Genomic DNA, 17,204 nt, shown 5'->3' with positions numbered 1-17,204 from the left:
GAGAAGTCTATGGCGATAAAACTGGCCGCTGTCTTTCTAATGGGTACGGCGGTCGGAGTGCTGTACCGCATCCCGCGCCATTTGCTATTATACAGCAGCTTTACCGGCGCCGTCGTCTGGCTTATATACTACATCGCCATAACCAGCGGGGCGAATGTTATTTTTGGCGCTTTTCTCGGCAGTGTCGCCGTCGGCTTTTTATCTGAATTTTTGGCCCGGCTGCTGAAAAAGCCGACCACCATTTTTGTAATTCCTGGTTTTTTGCCGCTGGTGCCGGGCCGGGAGGCCTATACGGCCATGCGCTATATGGTGGAAGGCCAGTATGGACAGGGAGTAGCGACGGCCATGCAGACCATGCTGACTGGCGGTGCTATCGCCTTTGGCATTTTTCTTAGCGCGACCGTGTACCGGCTGGTGATAAATTACAGGGTGGCGAAGGCAAATGATACTGGAAAAAGTTAAGGCTTTGGTGGAGCGGCGCCGGCTACTGACGGCCGGCGACCGGGTGGTGGTCGCCTGCTCAGGCGGCCCCGATTCGCTGGCCCTTGTTCATCTTTTGCATCGGCTGCAGCCCGCCTATGGCTTTGATATGGTCGTGGCCCATGTCGATCACATGCTGCGTGGCGCCGAGTCGGCGCGGGAGGCGGAGTTTGTGCGCGCTTTTTGCCGGCGTCTCGGCCTTGACTGTCAGGTAGCGGCCATCGATGTTCCCGGTGTGTTGGCGGAGCGGGGCGGCTCAACCCAGGAGGTTGCCCGCACGTTGCGCTACGCTTTTCTGCGCCGGGTGGCTGACAGCCTGGGCGGGGCGAAAATTGCCACCGGTCATCACCGCGACGATCAGGCCGAAACGGTGCTGATAAATTTTTTGCGGGGCGCGGGGCCAGGGGGCTTGAGAGGAATGCAGCCTGCCGCCGGCGGCATTATTCGGCCCCTCTTAAGCGTGACGCGGCAGGAAATCGAGGATTATTGCGCGGCCGAGGGTCTGACGCCTTGTTTGGACAGTTCTAATTTACACACCGACTATCTCCGCAACCGGGTGCGCCTGGAGCTTTTGCCGCTACTGGCACGCGAGTACAATCCAGCTATCGGCGAAAACCTTGCCCGGCTCGCAGAAATTATGGCCGATCAATATGATTTTCTCAAGCAATGTGCCGCCGATGTCTACACGCGCGTGGCAGACGAGACCGAGGGCAGGTTGGCGCTGGACAGCGCGGCCCTTGCGGCGCTGCCGACTGCGCTCCGGCGGGAGGTGCTAAGGCTGGCCATCGAAAAAAAACGGGGCAGCCTGACAGGAATAAGTTTTTGGCATGTGGAAAAATTGTTAGAGATGGCGCTTGACGGCAAAGTGGGTAGTTTGTTTACCCTGCCGGGTGGACTGTCGTTCGTCCGGACCTACGATGGACTGGCAACGGTCGACCGTGCCGGAAGCGCTAGGGCGGCTGTTGGCATTGCGCCGCCCGGCCGTGCGCTTGTCGTTCCCGGGGTGACCGAAGTGCCGGAGCTTAACCTTGCGGTTGCCGCCGCTTTGCATGACGAGATTCCGGCGGCGACAGGCCGCTTAACAGCGGTGTTTGACTGGCAGGCGCTGTCGCCACCGCTCGTCGTGCGCACTCGCGTTGCTGGCGACCGGTTTTGGCCCGCTGGCATGCAGGGGAGCAAAAAACTCAAAGAATTTTTTATTGACGCCAAAGTGCCGCGGAGCGAGCGCGACCGCGTGCCGCTCATTTGCGATCAGGACGGCATCCTGTGGGTAGCCGGTTACCGGCAGTCTGCGCGGGGACGGCCTGACAGTGCGACGCGCCGGGTTCTAGAGCTTACTTTAATAAGGCAGGAGGAAATTACGTGTTAGAGGACATTCAGGAAATTTTGCTTTCTTCTGAGCAATTGAGCGCCCGTATCCGGGAAATGGGCCGCCAAATCAGCGCTGACTATGCCGGCAAAGAAATTTTAATGATCGGCGTACTGCGTGGCGCCGTTATTTTCATGGCCGACCTGGCTCGCGCCATTGATGTGCCGGTCGCGCTCGATTTCATGGCCGTTTCCAGTTATGGCGCATCCACTACTTCCAGCGGCGTGGTCCGGATCCTCAAAGACCTGGACGAAGACGTGGAGGGCAAGCACCTTTTGATTGTAGAAGATATCATTGATTCCGGCCTGACGCTCAATTACCTCCTCGACAACCTGCGGTCTCGCAAGCCGGCGAGCATTAAGATCTGCACACTGCTTAACAAGCCGGAGCGACGCAAGGTGGACGTGCAGGTCGACTACAACGGCTTTACCATTCCCGACCATTTTGTGGTTGGCTATGGCCTTGATTACGCGGAAAAGTACCGCAATTTGCCTTTTATCGGCATACTAAAACCGGAGGCTTATAAGAGCTAAGCGGTGAATACAATTTACAATGTAACACTCCGCCAGTTGCGGCTTCATTGCTACATATGCTATTTTGTGGTATAATAATTGCCTATGGAACGTCCTTGGGTTATTCCTTGTGTTGCTCCAGCGAGAGGAGGGCTACTGGTTGAATAAATTTTTTCGCAACGTCAGTTTCTATTTGTTGATTATCATCATCGCTATCTCGATAATCGACTATTACTCGTCGCGCACCACTAACAAGCAGGAAATAAGCTATACGCAGTTTCTGCGCCAGGTAGAAGAAAAAAAGGTGGAGCGCGTAACCATCATAGAAAATACCATTCGCGGGAAGCTCAAGGACGGACAAGAGTTTACGACCATTGCTCCCAATGATCCGACCCTGATTAATACTCTGCGCGAAACGGGAGTGGATATAAAGGCCGAACAGCCGCCCCAGCCGCCCTGGTGGACGACGATATTCTCATCCATTCTCCCCATGTTGCTGCTCATAGGCGTTTGGTTTTTCATCATGCAGCAGACCCAGGGGGGCGGCAACCGGGTGATGTCGTTCGGTAAAAGCCGGGCGAAACTGCATACAGAGGACAAAATCAAGGTCACCTTCAAGGATGTAGCCGGGGCCGATGAAGCTAAGCAGGAGCTTGAGGAAGTTGTTGAGTTCCTCAAGCATCCCAAGAAGTTCAATGATTTAGGCGCGCGCATTCCGAAAGGCGTGCTGCTGTTCGGTCCGCCGGGTACGGGCAAGACGCTGCTGGCTCGGGCGGTAGCCGGGGAAGCGGGCGTGCCGTTTTTCAGCATCAGCGGCTCTGATTTCGTGGAAATGTTTGTCGGTGTCGGCGCGTCACGCGTTCGCGACCTTTTTGAACAGGCGAAGAAGAACGCCCCCTGCATTGTTTTCATCGACGAGATTGACGCTGTCGGCCGTCAACGTGGTGCCGGTCTGGGTGGCGGCCACGATGAGCGCGAACAGACCCTCAACCAATTGTTGGTTGAGATGGATGGCTTCGGCGTTAACGAGGGCATTATCATTATTGCGGCCACCAACCGGCCGGACATCCTGGATCCGGCGCTGCTGCGCCCCGGGCGGTTTGACCGCCAGATTGTCGTTGACCGGCCGGATGTCAAGGGCCGGCTGGAGATCCTTAAAGTGCATACTCGTGGTAAACCGCTGAGCAAAGAAGTTAATCTTGAAATCCTGGCTCGTCGCACGCCCGGGTTTACCGGCGCCGACCTGAGCAATCTGGTCAACGAAGCAGCGCTACTCGCTGCCCGCCGCGGCAAGAAACGCATCGAAATGCCTGAACTGGAAGAAGCGATTGAGCGGGTGGTAGCAGGACCGGAGCGCAAGAGCCGGGTTATCAGCGACAAGGAAAAGAAACTAACGGCGTATCATGAAGCTGGTCATGCCTTGGTCGGTATGCTGCTAACCCATACCGATCCCGTGCACAAGGTATCCATTATCCCCCGCGGCCGCGCTGGCGGCTACACGTTAATGCTGCCCAAGGAAGACCGCTACTATGCCACTAAGTCGGAATTGCTCGATCAGCTTAAGACGCTGCTCGGCGGCCGGGTGGCAGAAGCGCTTGTGCTCGGGGAAATCAGCACCGGCGCCCAGAACGACTTGGAACGGGCCACCGAACTGGTGCGGAAGATGGTTACCGAATACGGTATGAGCGAAGTGCTTGGGCCTATTACTTTCGGCCGGCGTCAGGAACAAGTATTCCTGGGCCGCGATATTGCCCGTGACCGCAACTATAGCGAAGAAGTGGCCTATGCGATTGATAAGGAAGTACGCCGCATTATTGAAGACGCTTATGCCAAAACGGAAGAAATGCTGAAGACCAACATGGATAAGCTCCATCTCATTGCTGAAGCGCTGCTTGAACGAGAAACGCTCGAAGGCGAGGAATTGGAGCAACTCCTTAAAGAAGGGAAAATTACCGATAAGTCTTCTGACGAACAAGAACCGGACACGGCTCCGCAAAATACCCAACCCGGGCCGGATGACGGGCCGGGACCGAAGATTGTCTACATTTCCCGACGGGATGGTGATTGGCCTTGGCGCAAGCGCTAACAGTAGGTCTAAGAGGGGAAGTAACAATTAAAGTGACGCCGGACAACACGGCCGAACGGTTCGGTAACGCCGGCGCCGCCGTATTTGCCACACCGATGCTGGTAGCACTCATGGAACAGGCGGCGATTGCCGCCGTTGCCGGCTGTTTGGCGCCGGGGGAAGGTACGGTAGGCACCCGGGTGGATGTGCAGCATTTGGCCGCAACGCCGGTCGGTATGACCGTACGGGCTACGGCCGAACTGGTGGAAGTGGCCGGTAAACGGCTGGTCTTCGCCGTGTCGGCCTATGACGACCGGGAAAAGGTCGGCGAGGGGTGGCACGAGCGCTATATTATTAAGACAGCTTCGTTTCTAGAAAAAGTTGCTGCTAAAGCAGGCAGCGGTATTTAGGATAGAGTGGGGGGGACGGCTATGTCGCGTAAATGGATCCCCAACCTGCTAGCCATCGTTAACCTTTTTGCCGGCTTGCTCGCTATTATGTTGGCCTTTACCGGGAATTGGACGCTGGCGGCGGCCTTAATCCTCGGGGCGGCTTTGTTTGACAACCTTGATGGGCGGGTAGCCCGCCGGCTTAACGCGACTAGTGAATTCGGCAAAGAGCTCGATTCGCTGGCTGACTTGGTATCCTTTGGCGTAGCGCCCGCTACAATTGACTATATGTTGAATTTTAGCTTACTTGGCTGGAGCGGCTATCTTTTGGCCGCTTTGTTTCCTATTTGCGGTGCGCTGCGCCTGGCCCGCTTCAACAGCATGAATGTGCGGGGATACTTTGTCGGCCTGCCCATCACCGTCGCCGGTCCGGTACTCGCCGGTACGGCCCTGTTCGGCGATTTCTTGCCGGTAGCAGTGCAGGCGCTGGTGTTATTGGTGCTGTCCGGCCTGATGGTTTCGACGCTGCGGGTGCCGAAATGGTGATTGCGGCTGTTATCTAGTTACCAAACATCCTTTCACCGCATATGATATATTGACATAAGAAGGTGAAAGGAGTTTTTGTTGTGGGCAGAAGATTTTTCTTTAAACGCTTGCGTCAACTTCCGGCCGGGCCGGTGATGCCGCTATTGCCGGTTGTTAACCCTCTCCAGGCCGTTAATCCCTTTTACCTGCTGCTTAATCTGCAGCCGGTGGTGCGACACGGGCTGAACGAGCTTACGGCGACCAACACCCGCCATGTCCTTTTTGAGACGGCAATGATTGCCTACTTGATGGGGGTGGGCTATGATTATCGGACGGCGATGGCGATCGTTGAGTCGTGGGAACTTGCTGAAACACTGAAAGAAGGGACGCTGCTCTTAGAGCAGTTCCAGTCAACACGGGAAGATGACGAAGAGGGAGAGAACTAGCTGCTCTCCCTCTCTAATTGCAATAGCAAATGCAACCCCCAGAAAAATTAACGGTATGAAAAGAGTTAATAAGAAATATGGGCCAATTCCTCGGCAAAACATTGCTGAGGGGTTTTATAGCCGATGATTTTGCGTGGCAGGTAATTACACCAGTCCTGGACGCGCTGAATAACAGAGTCATCTAATGCGGTTATGCTGGTTCCCTTGGGAAAATTAAGCGGATGAGGCCGTTATGGCGTTCATTCGTGCCCCCTCTCTTAGGGAAAATAGGGGTGAGCAAAGTTTACGCTGCAATACCGACTCTGTAGGTTTTGCTTGCTGGGTAGACAAAAACGTGCTATCATGAAATTAGTTACGGGACAACCAAAAGCTAGGGTGGCATCATCACGAGCCACACCTAACAAGTTAAGTTTATGAATTTAATAGTATGTGTCTTACCCCGCTTAGAGCCCAAAGGGACTGAGACGGAAGGGACCAACAGTGTTTCGGCATAGGGAACATGCGCCTTCTTGTCTTAGCAAGAAGGCGTTTTTATGTTTAAGGAGGCATTAACCGTGCAAATTGTGACCCGTATTGATGAGGTAAAAAACTTGGTCAGACAGCTACGCCGTCAAGGCAAGACGATCGGCTTGGTGCCGACCATGGGGTATCTGCACGAGGGACATCTGACGCTCATGCGCTGGGCCAAGGCAGAGCAGGATGTGGTTGTCGCCACCATTTTTGTTAACCCGTTGCAGTTCGGCCCGAACGAAGATTTCGCCGTTTATCCGCGCGATCTTGACCGTGATAGCAAACTTGCCGCAGCTGCCGGCGTGGATGTGCTGTTTGCTCCGCCGGTGGAAGAAATGTATCCCCAGGGCTACGAAAATATGCTGGCCTTTGTGGATGTGCGTAAAATTACCGAGCGGTTGTGCGGCGCGTCCCGGCCGGGCCATTTTCGGGGTGTTGCTACCGTGGTTACAAAACTGTTTAATATCGTTGAACCTGATGTGGCCTATTTCGGTCAAAAAGATGCCCAACAAGTAGTTGTCATCCGCACCATGGTCCGCGACCTGAACATGAATGTTCGCATTGTGACGGTGCCAATCGTGCGCGAGCCGGACGGCCTGGCCATGTCGTCGCGCAACGTCTATCTGGCGCCGGCCGAGCGGCAGGCGGCCCTGGTACTGTCCCGGGCGCTGAAACTGGCGAAAGAAAAGCTCGATGCCGGTGAACGCTCTGCCGCGGCGCTGATTGCGGCCATGCGGGAGCTAATTGACCGTGAGCCGCTGGCAACCATTGATTATATTTCGGTCAGCGATGCCGCGACGCTGGAAGAACTTGATACTGTCCGCGCACCGGCGCTGGTGGCGTTGGCAGTAAAAATTGGCAGAACACGGCTGATTGATAATTTGCTCTGGGAGGAGAAGCAGCATGTTTCGCACGCTTTTTAAGTCTAAACTGCACCGCGCGACCGTGACCGAGGCCTGCCTCAATTATGTGGGCAGCATCACTATTGACGAAGACCTCATGGACGCCGCCGACATTCTTATTAATGAGAAGGTGCAAGTGGTAAATATCAATAACGGCGCCCGCTTTGAAACTTATGTCATAGCCGGTGAACGAGGATCAGGGACGATTTGCCTGAACGGCGCAGCCGCCCGACTCGTCCAGCCGGGTGATAAGGTAATAATTATAACTTATGCAATGATGGATGACACCGCAGCGCGCACTTTCCGGCCGACCGTAGTATTCTTGGATGAGGCGAACCGTATTGTCGAAATTAAGCGGCAAGAGCAGCATGGTAAAATAGGTTAGCAGGAATTGACATAAGCGTTAACTTCGGCTTATGATAGAGGTGACAATTCACAGGGGAGTGTAGCGCTGTGCGAACGCGCATCTTGGAACTATTGCGCCAACCATGCCGGCCAGTATGTTTCAGGCGAGGAGATATCGAAACAGCTCGCGGTATCGCGTACCGCCGTTTGGAAACATATCCAGGCTCTCAAAAACGAAGGGTATGATATTGAGGCCCATTCGCGGCTTGGTTATTTGCTCCGGCAAGCACCCGACCTGTTGTTGCCGGCGGAAATTGTCGCCCGGCTCAAAACAACGGTGCTTGGCAAAGAAATACGCTATTTCTCCGAAATCGGCTCGACCAACAATGAAGCGAAACGGTTGGCCGCCGAAGGCTGTCCGGAAGGACTGATTGTCGTCGCCGAAGCGCAAAGCACCGGCCGGGGGCGCTTAGCCCGAGGCTGGTTTTCGCCGTTTGGCAAAGGCATTTGGCTGTCAGTGGTGCTCAGGCCGCCTTTTCATCCCCTGGATGCGCCGAAATGTACGTTAATGGCCGCCGTTGCCCTGACAAAGGCGATCCGTAAGGTAACGGAGGCGCCTTGCGGTATTAAGTGGCCGAATGACATTCTGTATGAGGGCAAAAAGCTGGTGGGGATACTCACCGAGATGAGCGCTGAGATGGATGCCATCAACTATGTGGTTATAGGCATGGGCATCAACGTGAACATTGCACCCGAGGAATTTCCTCCCGAACTGCGCGACATTGCCACCTCCGTGGCCGCTGCCGCCGGCCGTCCTGTATCTCGCTTGGCGCTGCTGGCTGAGGTGCTTGCCGAACTGGAGACGGTCTATAGTTTGGCCGTGCGCCAGGGATTTGGTCCGGTGCTGGACGAGTGGCGGAAGCTCACTATTACGCTCGGCCAGCAGGTTAACGTCCTGGCGCCAGGGGAAACCTTTGCGGGTATTGCAGTAAACATCGACAACGAGGGGGCGCTGCTGGTAGATACCGGTCAAGGCGTGCGCCGCATTCTGGCCGGTGACGTCACCATCCGTCCCCGCACATGAACAGGAGGAGTCTATGCCAATTCGCAACATGATTTTAACCGGTTTATTTGCCGCTCTGTTAGCGGTAGGATCCCAGGTCTCGATACCGCTCGGCCCGGTGCCACATACGCTGCAGGTCTTCTTTGTCATGCTGGCCGGGGTCATTCTCGGCAGCCGCTGGGCTGTTGCTAGCGTGGCCGTATGGATTTTGCTCGGCTGTTTCGGATTGCCCGTGTTTGCCCAGGGTAAGGCCGGGGTGGCTGTGCTGGCCGGTCCTACGGGCGGTTTTTTGGTAGGATTTATGGTATGCGCTTATTTGGTTGGGCTGATGACTGAGCGGGCGCAGCTTACGGTCTGGCGTGCTGTCGGCGCGATGCTCGCTGGTCTGGTGACGGCTTACGTCCTCGGCCTTGTGGGGTTCATGGCTAGCTTTAAATATTTTTTGCATAAGCCGATGACGTGGGACAAAGCGATTAGCCTGGCTGTGCTGCCTTTCATCCCTTTTGACGTCATCAAAAGCGTGATGGCGGCTTACATTGGGGTAAAAGTGCGCCGGGCGCTGCTGCGGGCCGGTTATATAAACTAAAAACGCGCAAGCGGGGAAATTTATTGCGAGAATTTATAGGGGGACAAAAATTTATATGCTGTTGGTTTTTGACGTCGGTAATACCAATATTGTGCTCGGGGTATATGATGGCGATAAGCTGGTGGTGAACTGGCGGGTGTCCACCGACCGGCAAAAAACATCGGACGAGTACGGCATGCTCATTCACAACCTGTTCAGCTTCCGGGGCCTTGACATGAAGCAAATTCAGGCCATTGTCATTTCTTCGGTAGTACCCCCGGTTATGGCGCCGCTAACCCGCATGGCGCAGCGCTATTTCGGCCTTGAACCGTTGGTGGTCGGTCCCGGTATTAAGACAGGGATTGCCATTAAGTACGAAAACCCGCGGGAAGTGGGCGCTGACCGCATTGTCAATGCCATTGCTGCTTACTCCAAGTACGGCGGGCCATCGATTATTGTTGACTTTGGTACAGCCACCACTTTTTGCGCGATTGCGGAAAACGGCGACTACTTAGGCGGCGCTATTGCTCCCGGCATTGGCATTTCGACCGAGGCGCTGTTCCAGCGAGCGGCAAAGTTGCCGCGGATCGAACTGTTAAAACCGAAAACGGTCATCTGCCGCAACACGGTTACCAGTATGCAGGCTGGCATTATTTACGGCTTTGTTGGGCAGGTCGACGAAATCGTTCGCCGCATGAAAGAGGAGCTGGGCGGCGATGCGCATGTAATCGCCACCGGCGGGCTGGCTGGTCTCATCGCTCAGGAATCGCGTACCATCGATGTGGTCGAGCCGCTTCTCACCTTAGAGGGATTACGGATCATCTACGAACGCAACCGCGCCTGACTAACGCGGGGCAACCTTCGGGTTGCCCTTGTTGTTTTCAGTACATACTAATAAGGGGTGAGAGGATGCGGATCGGTACGATTGAATTAGCCAATCCGGTAATTTTGGCGCCTATGGCCGGGGTGACCGATTTGCCCTTTCGGCTTTTAGCCAAAGAGATGGGCTGCGGGCTGGTTTATTCCGAGATGGTGAGCGATAAAGGACTGCTCTATAATAACGCCAACACTTTAAGCCTTATTCGGATCGACGAGCGCGAGCGGCCGGTAGCTATTCAAATTTTCGGCTCCGAACCGGAGAGCATGGCCGCCGCCGCTCGCATCGTTGCTCGGGCCGGCGCTGATATCATCGATATCAACATGGGCTGTCCCACCCCCAAAATTGTCAAGAACGGTGAGGGTGCCGCCCTGATGCGCCGGCCGGAACTGGCGTACCGCATCATCGCCAGTGTGGTGGAGGCGGCAGAGGTGCCAGTGACGGTGAAGATGCGCAAGGGGTGGGATGAGTCATCGATTAATGCCGTGGAAATTGCCCGGCTGGCCGAACGGGCTGGGGCCAGTGCGGTCAGCGTGCACGGGCGGACCCGGGAACAGTTTTATGCCGGCCAGGCCGACTGGTCGATTATTCGGGCGGTAAAGGAAGCGGTTACCATTCCAGTCAACGGCAACGGCGACGTGCGCACGCCCCAGGATGCGGCGCGGATGTTGACGGAAACAGGTTGTGATGGCATAATGATAGGGCGGGGAGCGCAAGGAAATCCTTGGCTGCTCAGACAGGTAGCCCACTACTTGGCTACCGGCGAAATTTTGCCTGGCCCGACGCTCCAGGAGCGGTTTAACATGCTGCTCCGTCACCTTGATATGCTGATCGAATATAAGGGTGAATATATCGGCATCCGGGAGATGCGTAGCCACGCTGCCTGGTATACCAAGGGTCTGCCCAATGCGGCGGATCTTAGGCGGCGGTTCAACCGGGCGGAAACCCGTCAAGATTTTTATACCATAATCAGTGAGTTTTTGTAGGTGATGCTAATGCCACCCATGCTGATTTTACCGGTAGCCAACGGCGTGCTACCGCGGCCCAATGGCGGGACAATCGCCGGCATGTTTGCCATGGAGCAGGGGAAAATGCTGGCCGAACTCGGGGTGGGCCGCGACCTTCTCGTTTGTCCCTGGGTGATGGATAGTCAGTCGCTTTATCCAGTAGGCGTACTGGCCCGGCTGGTAGACATAAGGCAGCATACCGTTATTGGCGAGCATGGCCAGGAACGGGCGGTGCTGCTGGCGGTTCTGGAAGGCCGGGAACATGCGCGCTGGCACAGTCTGCGCACGGCAGGGGGCTATATTTTTTCCAGCTCTGTCGAAGTGCTTGATCTGCAAGGGATGCGCAAGGAGTACCCGGTCATTTCCGGGGCGGGCTGGTCGCCGGCGGGCGGTTATACCGAATTTCGCGACAAGAGCGACATTCCGGTGACCATCTATGGTACCGATCTGATGACTGGTGAAGAAGTAAGTATAACGGCCAATCTGGGCGGCTTAGTCGAGCAGGAACAGGCTCATACCATCGAGCATGCTATCATCCGGGCCTTGAAAGTATACGGTCTGTGCTCGGTTCGGACGCTGCTCGCTTCCATTGCCAGGGAAACGGATGAGCTCAAACAGACCCTGGAATTTAGCATTAAATACACTATGCCTGAGTTTTTGGGCGTTACGTCAAGCGGCGTGTGCGGCAATCCAATGACTAACCTGGCCCACTTCTACTTGGCTAAAGAGTTTGTCGACAACGTACGGGCCGGTAAATCGCTGGATGCGTCGCTGGCCGCCGCCCGGCGGTCGACGATGTCGCAGCTTACCCAGGAATTGGGCTTGACGATGCAGCAGGGACTCAGGACGCTGCAAGGGCTGAAAAAGGGCATGAGCCATGACGATACGCCGCTCAAAGTCGAGACGTGTAAAAAGGTAATTAGCCGGTTCCCCTTTGAACCGTGGGGCTAACGCCCCGTTTTTTTTTTATTTTCCTGACGGTAGTTGGCAAAATAGCAGTCATTGAGCTGCAGTGAAAAAACTGGTACAATATGTATGTGAACAAGTTTGTGCACATATACTATGGCGAGGAGATGAACCCATGCTGCGGCGCATTGGCGATAAGATCGTCAATCGACAGAAAATTTACCAGGTGATTGACCAGATCCTGGAACTGCGCGGCCAAGGCATGTCTCAGCAAGAAGTGGCCAACCAGTTGGGGATCGACCGCACATTTATTTCCCGGCTGGAAACGATCGGGGAGGTACGAAAGGGGGCGCGCATTGCCCTCATCGGTTTTCCGATCAAAAACTGCCATGAACTGGAGGCGGTAGCCCGGCAGGAAGGGATTGACTACTGCCTGCTCATGTCCGAGCAGGAGCGGTGGCATTTTGTGGAAAGCAAGACAGGCGTGGAACTATTTAACCAGATAACGGAAATGATCGCGCTGCTGCGCCAATATGATATTGTTATCATTTTGGGGTCCAATATGCGCATTAAACTGGTTGAAACGCTGCTTGACAAAGAAGTGATCGGCATCCAAATTGGCGAATCGCCCATTGCGGACGACCGGTATGTTAATCCGGAAGACCTGCGGGCCATCATCCGCCAACTCAGGTACTGAGCAGGAGGCAACTATGATGAAACGCATAATAAGCGTCAGTCTGGGCTCTTCCCGGCGCAACCACAAGACCATCCAGCAATTTGCCGGGCAGACTTTTTCCATTGAGCGGATTGGCACCGATGGTGATAAACAAAAAGCGATTGAACTCATCCGCCTGTTAGACGGCCAAGTTGATGCTTTTGGCCTGGGTGGCACTGACCTGTACATTTATGCCGGCAATCGGCGCTACACTTTCCGCGAATCGGCGCAAATCGCCGCGGCCGCTCAAAAAACGCCCATTGTTGATGGTAGCGGCGTCAAGAACACGCTGGAGCGGCGGGTGGTCAGGTTTTTGGAAGAAAATGAAGTTTACCGGTTCCAAGGGAAAAGGGTATTGATAGTCTGCGCCGTCGACCGCTTTGGTTTGGCCGAAGCGCTGGTTAACGCCGGCAGCTCTGTTGTTTTTGGCGATCTCTTATTCGGACTGGGTCTACCGCTGCCTATCCGCAGTTTGGACGGCCTGGCTCGTTTGGCCAAAGTAGTAGCGCCGGTCATAACCCAATTGCCGGTTAGTTTCTTTTATCCAACCGGTGACCGGCAGCTTTCTTCCCGGCCGCGGTTTAGCCGTTATTTTACGGAAGCAGATGTTGTAGCCGGCGATTTTCACTTTATTCGCCGCTATATGCCGCCGTCGCTCGCCGGCAAAATCGTCATCACCAACACGATAACAGGCGAGGACGAAGCGCTGCTTAGGGAGCGGGGCGTAGCGACGCTGGTAACAACAACTCCCGATATGGGCGGGCGGTCTTTCGGCACCAATGTGCTGGAAGGAGTGGCCGTTGCGCTGGCCGGGAAACGGCCGGAGGAGCTAACTGCTGCTGATTATGACCGAATACTTAACGAGATGGGTATTCAGCCGACCGTAAAAAGGCTGAACCCGTAAGGAGGGATTGGCTTGGAAAAATTTGCGTTTATTATCCACCCGCTCACGGCCAAGGATTTTAGCCGCAAATTTCCCTTCGCTAAGAATTGGCCTGATCGCTTTGTGGAAGGCATAATGAAATACATACCGCCGTTTAAAGTTTCCGAAATTACGGGTGTCGTTTCCGATCATGCCGAGGCGCAGGGATGGTTTGTTGGTTGTCCGCTTACGTCGCGGCAGATGCTGGAAATGCCGGAGCCTTACGTCATAAAAAAAATTATTAAGGCCGGTAAAGTAGCGGAAAAATTAGGGGCTAAAGTTGTCGGCCTGGGAGCTTTTACCTCGGTTGTCGGCGATGCCGGAATTACGATTGCCAAGAATTTAAATATTGCGGTTACTACCGGTAACAGTTACACCGTAGCAACGGCATTGGAAGGCACCCGGCAGGCGGCGAAGCTGATGGGCAAGGATATTACGCAGGCCAATATTGTTATTTTAGGCGCCACCGGATCCATCGGGGCGGCTTGTGCTCAAATCCTAGCACGGGAAGCCCGTTATATGACGTTAGTCGCCCGCAACGAAAAAAAGCTGGAAAAACTTGCTGAACAAATTTTCCGTTCTACCGGATTAGCCGCGCGCGTAACGGCAAATACTAAATCCGCTCTAAAAGCAGCCGATGTCGTAATTGCTGTAACAAGCGCTGTCGACAGCATTATTGAGCCGGAGGACTTAAAGCCCGGTGCCATCGTCTGTGATGTGGCCCGCCCGCGCAATGTTTCGCGCCGTGTCGCCGAAATGCGCAATGACGTTTTGGTCATCGAAGGCGGCGTGGTGAAGTGCCAGGGGACGTAAATTTCGGCCTGAATTTTGGCTTCCCGCCTAAAACAGCCTACGCCTGTATGGCCGAGACGATGATATTGGCGCTCGAAGGGCGGTACGAGAACTTTACTTTGGGACGCGACCTAACGGTTAAGCAAGTCGAGATTATCGAACAATTGGCGCGTAAGCATGGTTTTAAGCTGGCCGGCTTCCGCAGCTTCGAGCGGGCGCTGACGCCGGAAGAAATTGCGGCAATTAAAGCAAATGCTACGGCGAAACAACGAGGTGAGGGAGAAAAGGAATTTGAAAATATTGACAAAGTCTTGGAAACGACCTATAATTAATGCCATAATATCAGGGCCTTATTCCTGAGTGATAAAAAGTGTCAAGTGTTCACTTGACACTATTTATATTGCCGTCTTGGGTCGTGGTCAAAAAGTGTAGAAAAAGAATAGAATAAAATAGGTTTTTGTACCGAATTATCAAGGAAAAGGGGAGCAAAAACACATGGCGGAAAAACAGACAATTCTTACCGTAGATGGTTTGAAGAAGATAGAGCAGAAACTAGAACACCTCAAATCGGTGCGTCGCCGCGAGGTAGCCGAGCGCATTAAGCAAGCCATCGAATTTGGCGATATCAGTGAAAACTCAGAGTACGAAGACGCTAAAAACGAACAGGCTTTCATTGAAGGGGAAATCCTTACCCTGGAGAAAATGTTGCGCAATGCTAAAGTGATTGACGAAGGCGAAATTAGCACTGATACGGTGACAATTGGCTCTACCGTTGTCCTTAAGGACCTTGAGTTCGGCGACGAGCTGGAATATACGTTAGTGGGCTCGGCGGAGGCTGACCCGATGGAGTTCAAGATATCCAATGAATCGCCGGTGGGCCAGGCAATTATGGGCCAGAAGGTGGGAAGCGTTGTTGAAGTGAATGTTCCCGCCGGCATACTGAAATATAAAATTTTAGAGATTAAACGGAGCTAATATTTGCTAATCATGGGGGAGAGTACATGGCCGAAAAAATGGAACAACCAATACAAACCCAAGAAGAATTAAATGAACTGATGCGGGTGCGGCGCGAAAAATTGGCGGCTATTGCGGCTCAGGACATTGAGCCCTATGGCCGCAAATATAATTTTAGCCACCATGCCGCCGATGTTCTGGCTGACTTTGCCGCCCTGGAAGGGCAGACCGTCCGCCTTGCCGGCCGGATTATGGCGATTCGCGGTCACGGCAAGGCTACGTTTGCCCATTTAATGGACATGTCCGGCCGGATTCAAGTGTATTTTCGCCAGGACGTATTAGGCGAAGCTGCTTACGACTTTTTCCGCCTCCTGGATATCGGCGATATCATTGGCGTTGAAGGTGTTGTATTTAAGACGCAACGGGGCGAGATAAGCGTTAAGGCGACCAGTTTTGAAATCTTGGCCAAATCGCTCCGGCCGTTGCCGGAAAAGTGGCATGGCCTTAAAGACGTAGAAACGCGCTACCGCCAGCGCTACTTGGATTTGATCGTCAATCCGGAGGTGCGCAACACTTTTGTATTGCGGAGCCGCATTATTCAGGCAATGCGCCGCTATCTGGACAGTAAAGGCTTTTTGGAAGTCGAAACGCCGATGATGCATCCGATCGCCGGCGGGGCGGCGGCGCGTCCGTTTATTACTTACCACAATGCTTTGGATATGAACTTATATATGCGAATTGCCCCGGAGCTATATTTAAAACGGCTTATTGTCGGCGGGTTTGAGCGGGTATATGAAATCGGCCGGGTCTTTCGCAACGAAGGCATTTCTATCCGGCATAATCCGGAATTTACTCTAATGGAACTTTACCAGGCTTATGCCGATTACCAGGATATTATGAAAATTACCGAGGAAATCATTGCCCAGGTGGCGCTGGATGTCTTGGGAACGACGAAAATAACTTACCAGGGGCAGGAGATTGACCTTACACCGCCATGGACCCGCATGACAATGACGGAAGCCATTTTGAAATACAGCGGTGTCGACTTTTCCACAGTCAAGACGGTGGAAGAAGCGCGGGCCATCGCGGACCGTCTTGGCGTAGTCTACGAAAAAAAGGACGGCATTGGCAATATTCTTAACAATGTCTTCGAGGAAGTCGCCGAAAAACACCTAATACAGCCTACCTTTATCATCGGCCATCCGGTGGAGATTTCGCCCCTTGCCAAACGCAACAAGGACAACCCGGCCATTACCGACCGGTTCGAAGCTTTTATTTTTGCTCGGGAGATGGCCAATGGCTTCTCTGAGCTCAATGATCCCATTGATCAGAAAGAGCGGTTCCTTGCCCAGGTAGCGCAGCGCGAATCGGGTGACGATGAGGCCCATATGATGGATGAAGATTATGTAATTGCTCTCGAATACGGTATGCCGCCCACCGGCGGGTTAGGGATTGGCATCGACCGGCTGGTTATGCTTCTTACCGACAGTTATTCCATTCGCGATGTCATTCTCTTTCCCCATATGCGTCACCGCGAAGGCTAACGGTATAGCTCCCCTCGGGCCGACCGAGGGGAGTATTTTATTAATGGTTAAGTATCGCAAATTTTTATCTATTTTGACAATATAGTCTGTGTGCCCTTGACAAGCCATGTTTGTTTATGCTAACATAACTATGCACCGGCGGTGTAGTTAAAATAAGAGCTGAGCTGTTGACAAAACTGACCTGCGGTGCTAGTATAATAAATGTCGCCTCGATTGAAGTAAACTCGGGCGAATGGCTACCAAAATTAGTATATTGACATAACCGAGTGATTGTGTTAATATAATTGAGTCGTCGCTGCGGCGAACGACAAAAATT

At 53.8% G+C, this 17,204-nt stretch carries 20 protein-coding genes; all 20 read left to right on the top strand.

Annotated elements, in window-relative coordinates:
• The first annotated feature begins 9 nt into the window (after positions 1-9).
• The gene (locus TCARDRAFT_RS09265) at positions 10-462 is read left to right on the top strand and encodes a threonine/serine exporter family protein (RefSeq protein WP_007289727.1); all 453 of its coding nucleotides are present in this window, start codon (positions 10-12) and stop codon (positions 460-462) included.
• Entirely contained in the window at positions 443-1,849 is a 1,407-nt protein-coding gene (gene tilS / locus TCARDRAFT_RS09260) for a tRNA lysidine(34) synthetase TilS (RefSeq protein WP_007289726.1), read from the top strand. Before TCARDRAFT_RS09265 ends, tilS begins: the two co-directional genes overlap by 20 nt.
• A complete protein-coding gene (gene hpt / locus TCARDRAFT_RS09255) occupies positions 1,843-2,382 on the top strand; it encodes a hypoxanthine phosphoribosyltransferase (RefSeq protein WP_007289725.1) in 540 nt (179 codons plus the stop codon). Before tilS ends, hpt begins: the two co-directional genes overlap by 7 nt.
• Positions 2,383-2,521: 139 nt before the next feature.
• Positions 2,522-4,447 carry an ATP-dependent zinc metalloprotease FtsH gene (ftsH, locus tag TCARDRAFT_RS09250; protein WP_040683268.1) on the top strand — a complete coding sequence of 642 codons (1,926 nt, stop codon included), beginning with the start codon at positions 2,522-2,524 and terminating at the stop codon, positions 4,445-4,447.
• Positions 4,432-4,836: a thioesterase family protein gene (locus TCARDRAFT_RS09245; protein WP_040683267.1), complete on the top strand. Its 405-nt coding sequence runs from the start codon at positions 4,432-4,434 to the stop codon at positions 4,834-4,836. Before ftsH ends, TCARDRAFT_RS09245 begins: the two co-directional genes overlap by 16 nt.
• A gap of 21 nt (positions 4,837-4,857) precedes the next feature.
• Positions 4,858-5,361 (top strand): CDP-diacylglycerol--serine O-phosphatidyltransferase, encoded by a 504-nt coding sequence (pssA, locus tag TCARDRAFT_RS09240; RefSeq protein ID WP_007289722.1) that lies wholly within the window; start codon positions 4,858-4,860, stop codon positions 5,359-5,361.
• 80 nt (positions 5,362-5,441) lie between these two features.
• Positions 5,442-5,786, top strand: a complete 345-nt coding sequence (locus TCARDRAFT_RS15815; RefSeq protein WP_007289721.1) for a hypothetical protein — start codon at positions 5,442-5,444, stop codon at positions 5,784-5,786.
• 554 nt (positions 5,787-6,340) lie between these two features.
• Positions 6,341-7,219: a pantoate--beta-alanine ligase gene (gene panC / locus TCARDRAFT_RS09230; protein ID WP_007289720.1), complete on the top strand. Its 879-nt coding sequence runs from the start codon at positions 6,341-6,343 to the stop codon at positions 7,217-7,219.
• Positions 7,200-7,583 (top strand): aspartate 1-decarboxylase, encoded by a 384-nt coding sequence (panD, locus tag TCARDRAFT_RS09225; protein WP_007289719.1) that lies wholly within the window; start codon positions 7,200-7,202, stop codon positions 7,581-7,583. Before panC ends, panD begins: the two co-directional genes overlap by 20 nt.
• Positions 7,584-7,649: 66 nt before the next feature.
• Positions 7,650-8,627, top strand: coding sequence for a biotin--[acetyl-CoA-carboxylase] ligase (locus TCARDRAFT_RS09220; protein WP_456300347.1), 978 nt, complete (start codon positions 7,650-7,652; stop codon positions 8,625-8,627).
• A gap of 13 nt (positions 8,628-8,640) precedes the next feature.
• Positions 8,641-9,192 carry a biotin transporter BioY gene (locus TCARDRAFT_RS09215; RefSeq protein WP_007289717.1) on the top strand — a complete coding sequence of 184 codons (552 nt, stop codon included), beginning with the start codon at positions 8,641-8,643 and terminating at the stop codon, positions 9,190-9,192.
• Between the two features lie 55 nt (positions 9,193-9,247).
• Positions 9,248-10,015, top strand: coding sequence for a type III pantothenate kinase (locus TCARDRAFT_RS09210; protein WP_007289716.1), 768 nt, complete (start codon positions 9,248-9,250; stop codon positions 10,013-10,015).
• A 65-nt stretch (positions 10,016-10,080) separates the two neighbouring features.
• Complete coding sequence (dusB, locus tag TCARDRAFT_RS09205; protein WP_007289715.1) at positions 10,081-11,034, top strand: tRNA dihydrouridine synthase DusB; 954 nt, start codon at positions 10,081-10,083, stop codon at positions 11,032-11,034.
• Between the two features lie 9 nt (positions 11,035-11,043).
• Entirely contained in the window at positions 11,044-12,006 is a 963-nt protein-coding gene (locus tag TCARDRAFT_RS09200) for a hypothetical protein (RefSeq protein ID WP_007289714.1), read from the top strand.
• Positions 12,007-12,136: 130 nt separating this feature from the next.
• Positions 12,137-12,658 (top strand): transcriptional regulator, encoded by a 522-nt coding sequence (locus TCARDRAFT_RS09195; RefSeq protein WP_007289713.1) that lies wholly within the window; start codon positions 12,137-12,139, stop codon positions 12,656-12,658.
• Between the two features lie 13 nt (positions 12,659-12,671).
• Positions 12,672-13,580, top strand: coding sequence for a hypothetical protein (locus TCARDRAFT_RS09190; protein ID WP_007289712.1), 909 nt, complete (start codon positions 12,672-12,674; stop codon positions 13,578-13,580).
• Positions 13,581-13,592: 12 nt separating this feature from the next.
• The gene (locus tag TCARDRAFT_RS09185; RefSeq protein ID WP_007289711.1) at positions 13,593-14,411 is read left to right on the top strand and encodes a saccharopine dehydrogenase NADP-binding domain-containing protein; all 819 of its coding nucleotides are present in this window, start codon (positions 13,593-13,595) and stop codon (positions 14,409-14,411) included.
• The gene (locus tag TCARDRAFT_RS16015; RefSeq protein WP_007289710.1) at positions 14,396-14,722 is read left to right on the top strand and encodes a hypothetical protein; all 327 of its coding nucleotides are present in this window, start codon (positions 14,396-14,398) and stop codon (positions 14,720-14,722) included. The genes TCARDRAFT_RS09185 and TCARDRAFT_RS16015 overlap by 16 nt, the downstream gene beginning before the upstream one ends.
• A 163-nt stretch (positions 14,723-14,885) precedes the next feature.
• Complete coding sequence (gene greA / locus TCARDRAFT_RS09180; RefSeq protein WP_007289709.1) at positions 14,886-15,365, top strand: transcription elongation factor GreA; 480 nt, start codon at positions 14,886-14,888, stop codon at positions 15,363-15,365.
• Positions 15,366-15,391: 26 nt separating this feature from the next.
• The gene (gene lysS, locus TCARDRAFT_RS09175) at positions 15,392-16,888 is read left to right on the top strand and encodes a lysine--tRNA ligase (RefSeq protein WP_007289708.1); all 1,497 of its coding nucleotides are present in this window, start codon (positions 15,392-15,394) and stop codon (positions 16,886-16,888) included.
• Positions 16,889-17,204 lie beyond the last annotated feature (316 nt).

Origin of the sequence: Thermosinus carboxydivorans Nor1, assembly GCF_000169155.1 — a bacterium.
Taxonomy (GTDB): domain Bacteria; phylum Bacillota; class Negativicutes; order Sporomusales; family Thermosinaceae; genus Thermosinus; species Thermosinus carboxydivorans.
The sequence above is the reverse complement of the archived record's forward strand: the minus strand, read 5'-3'. Positions and strand labels throughout refer to the sequence as shown.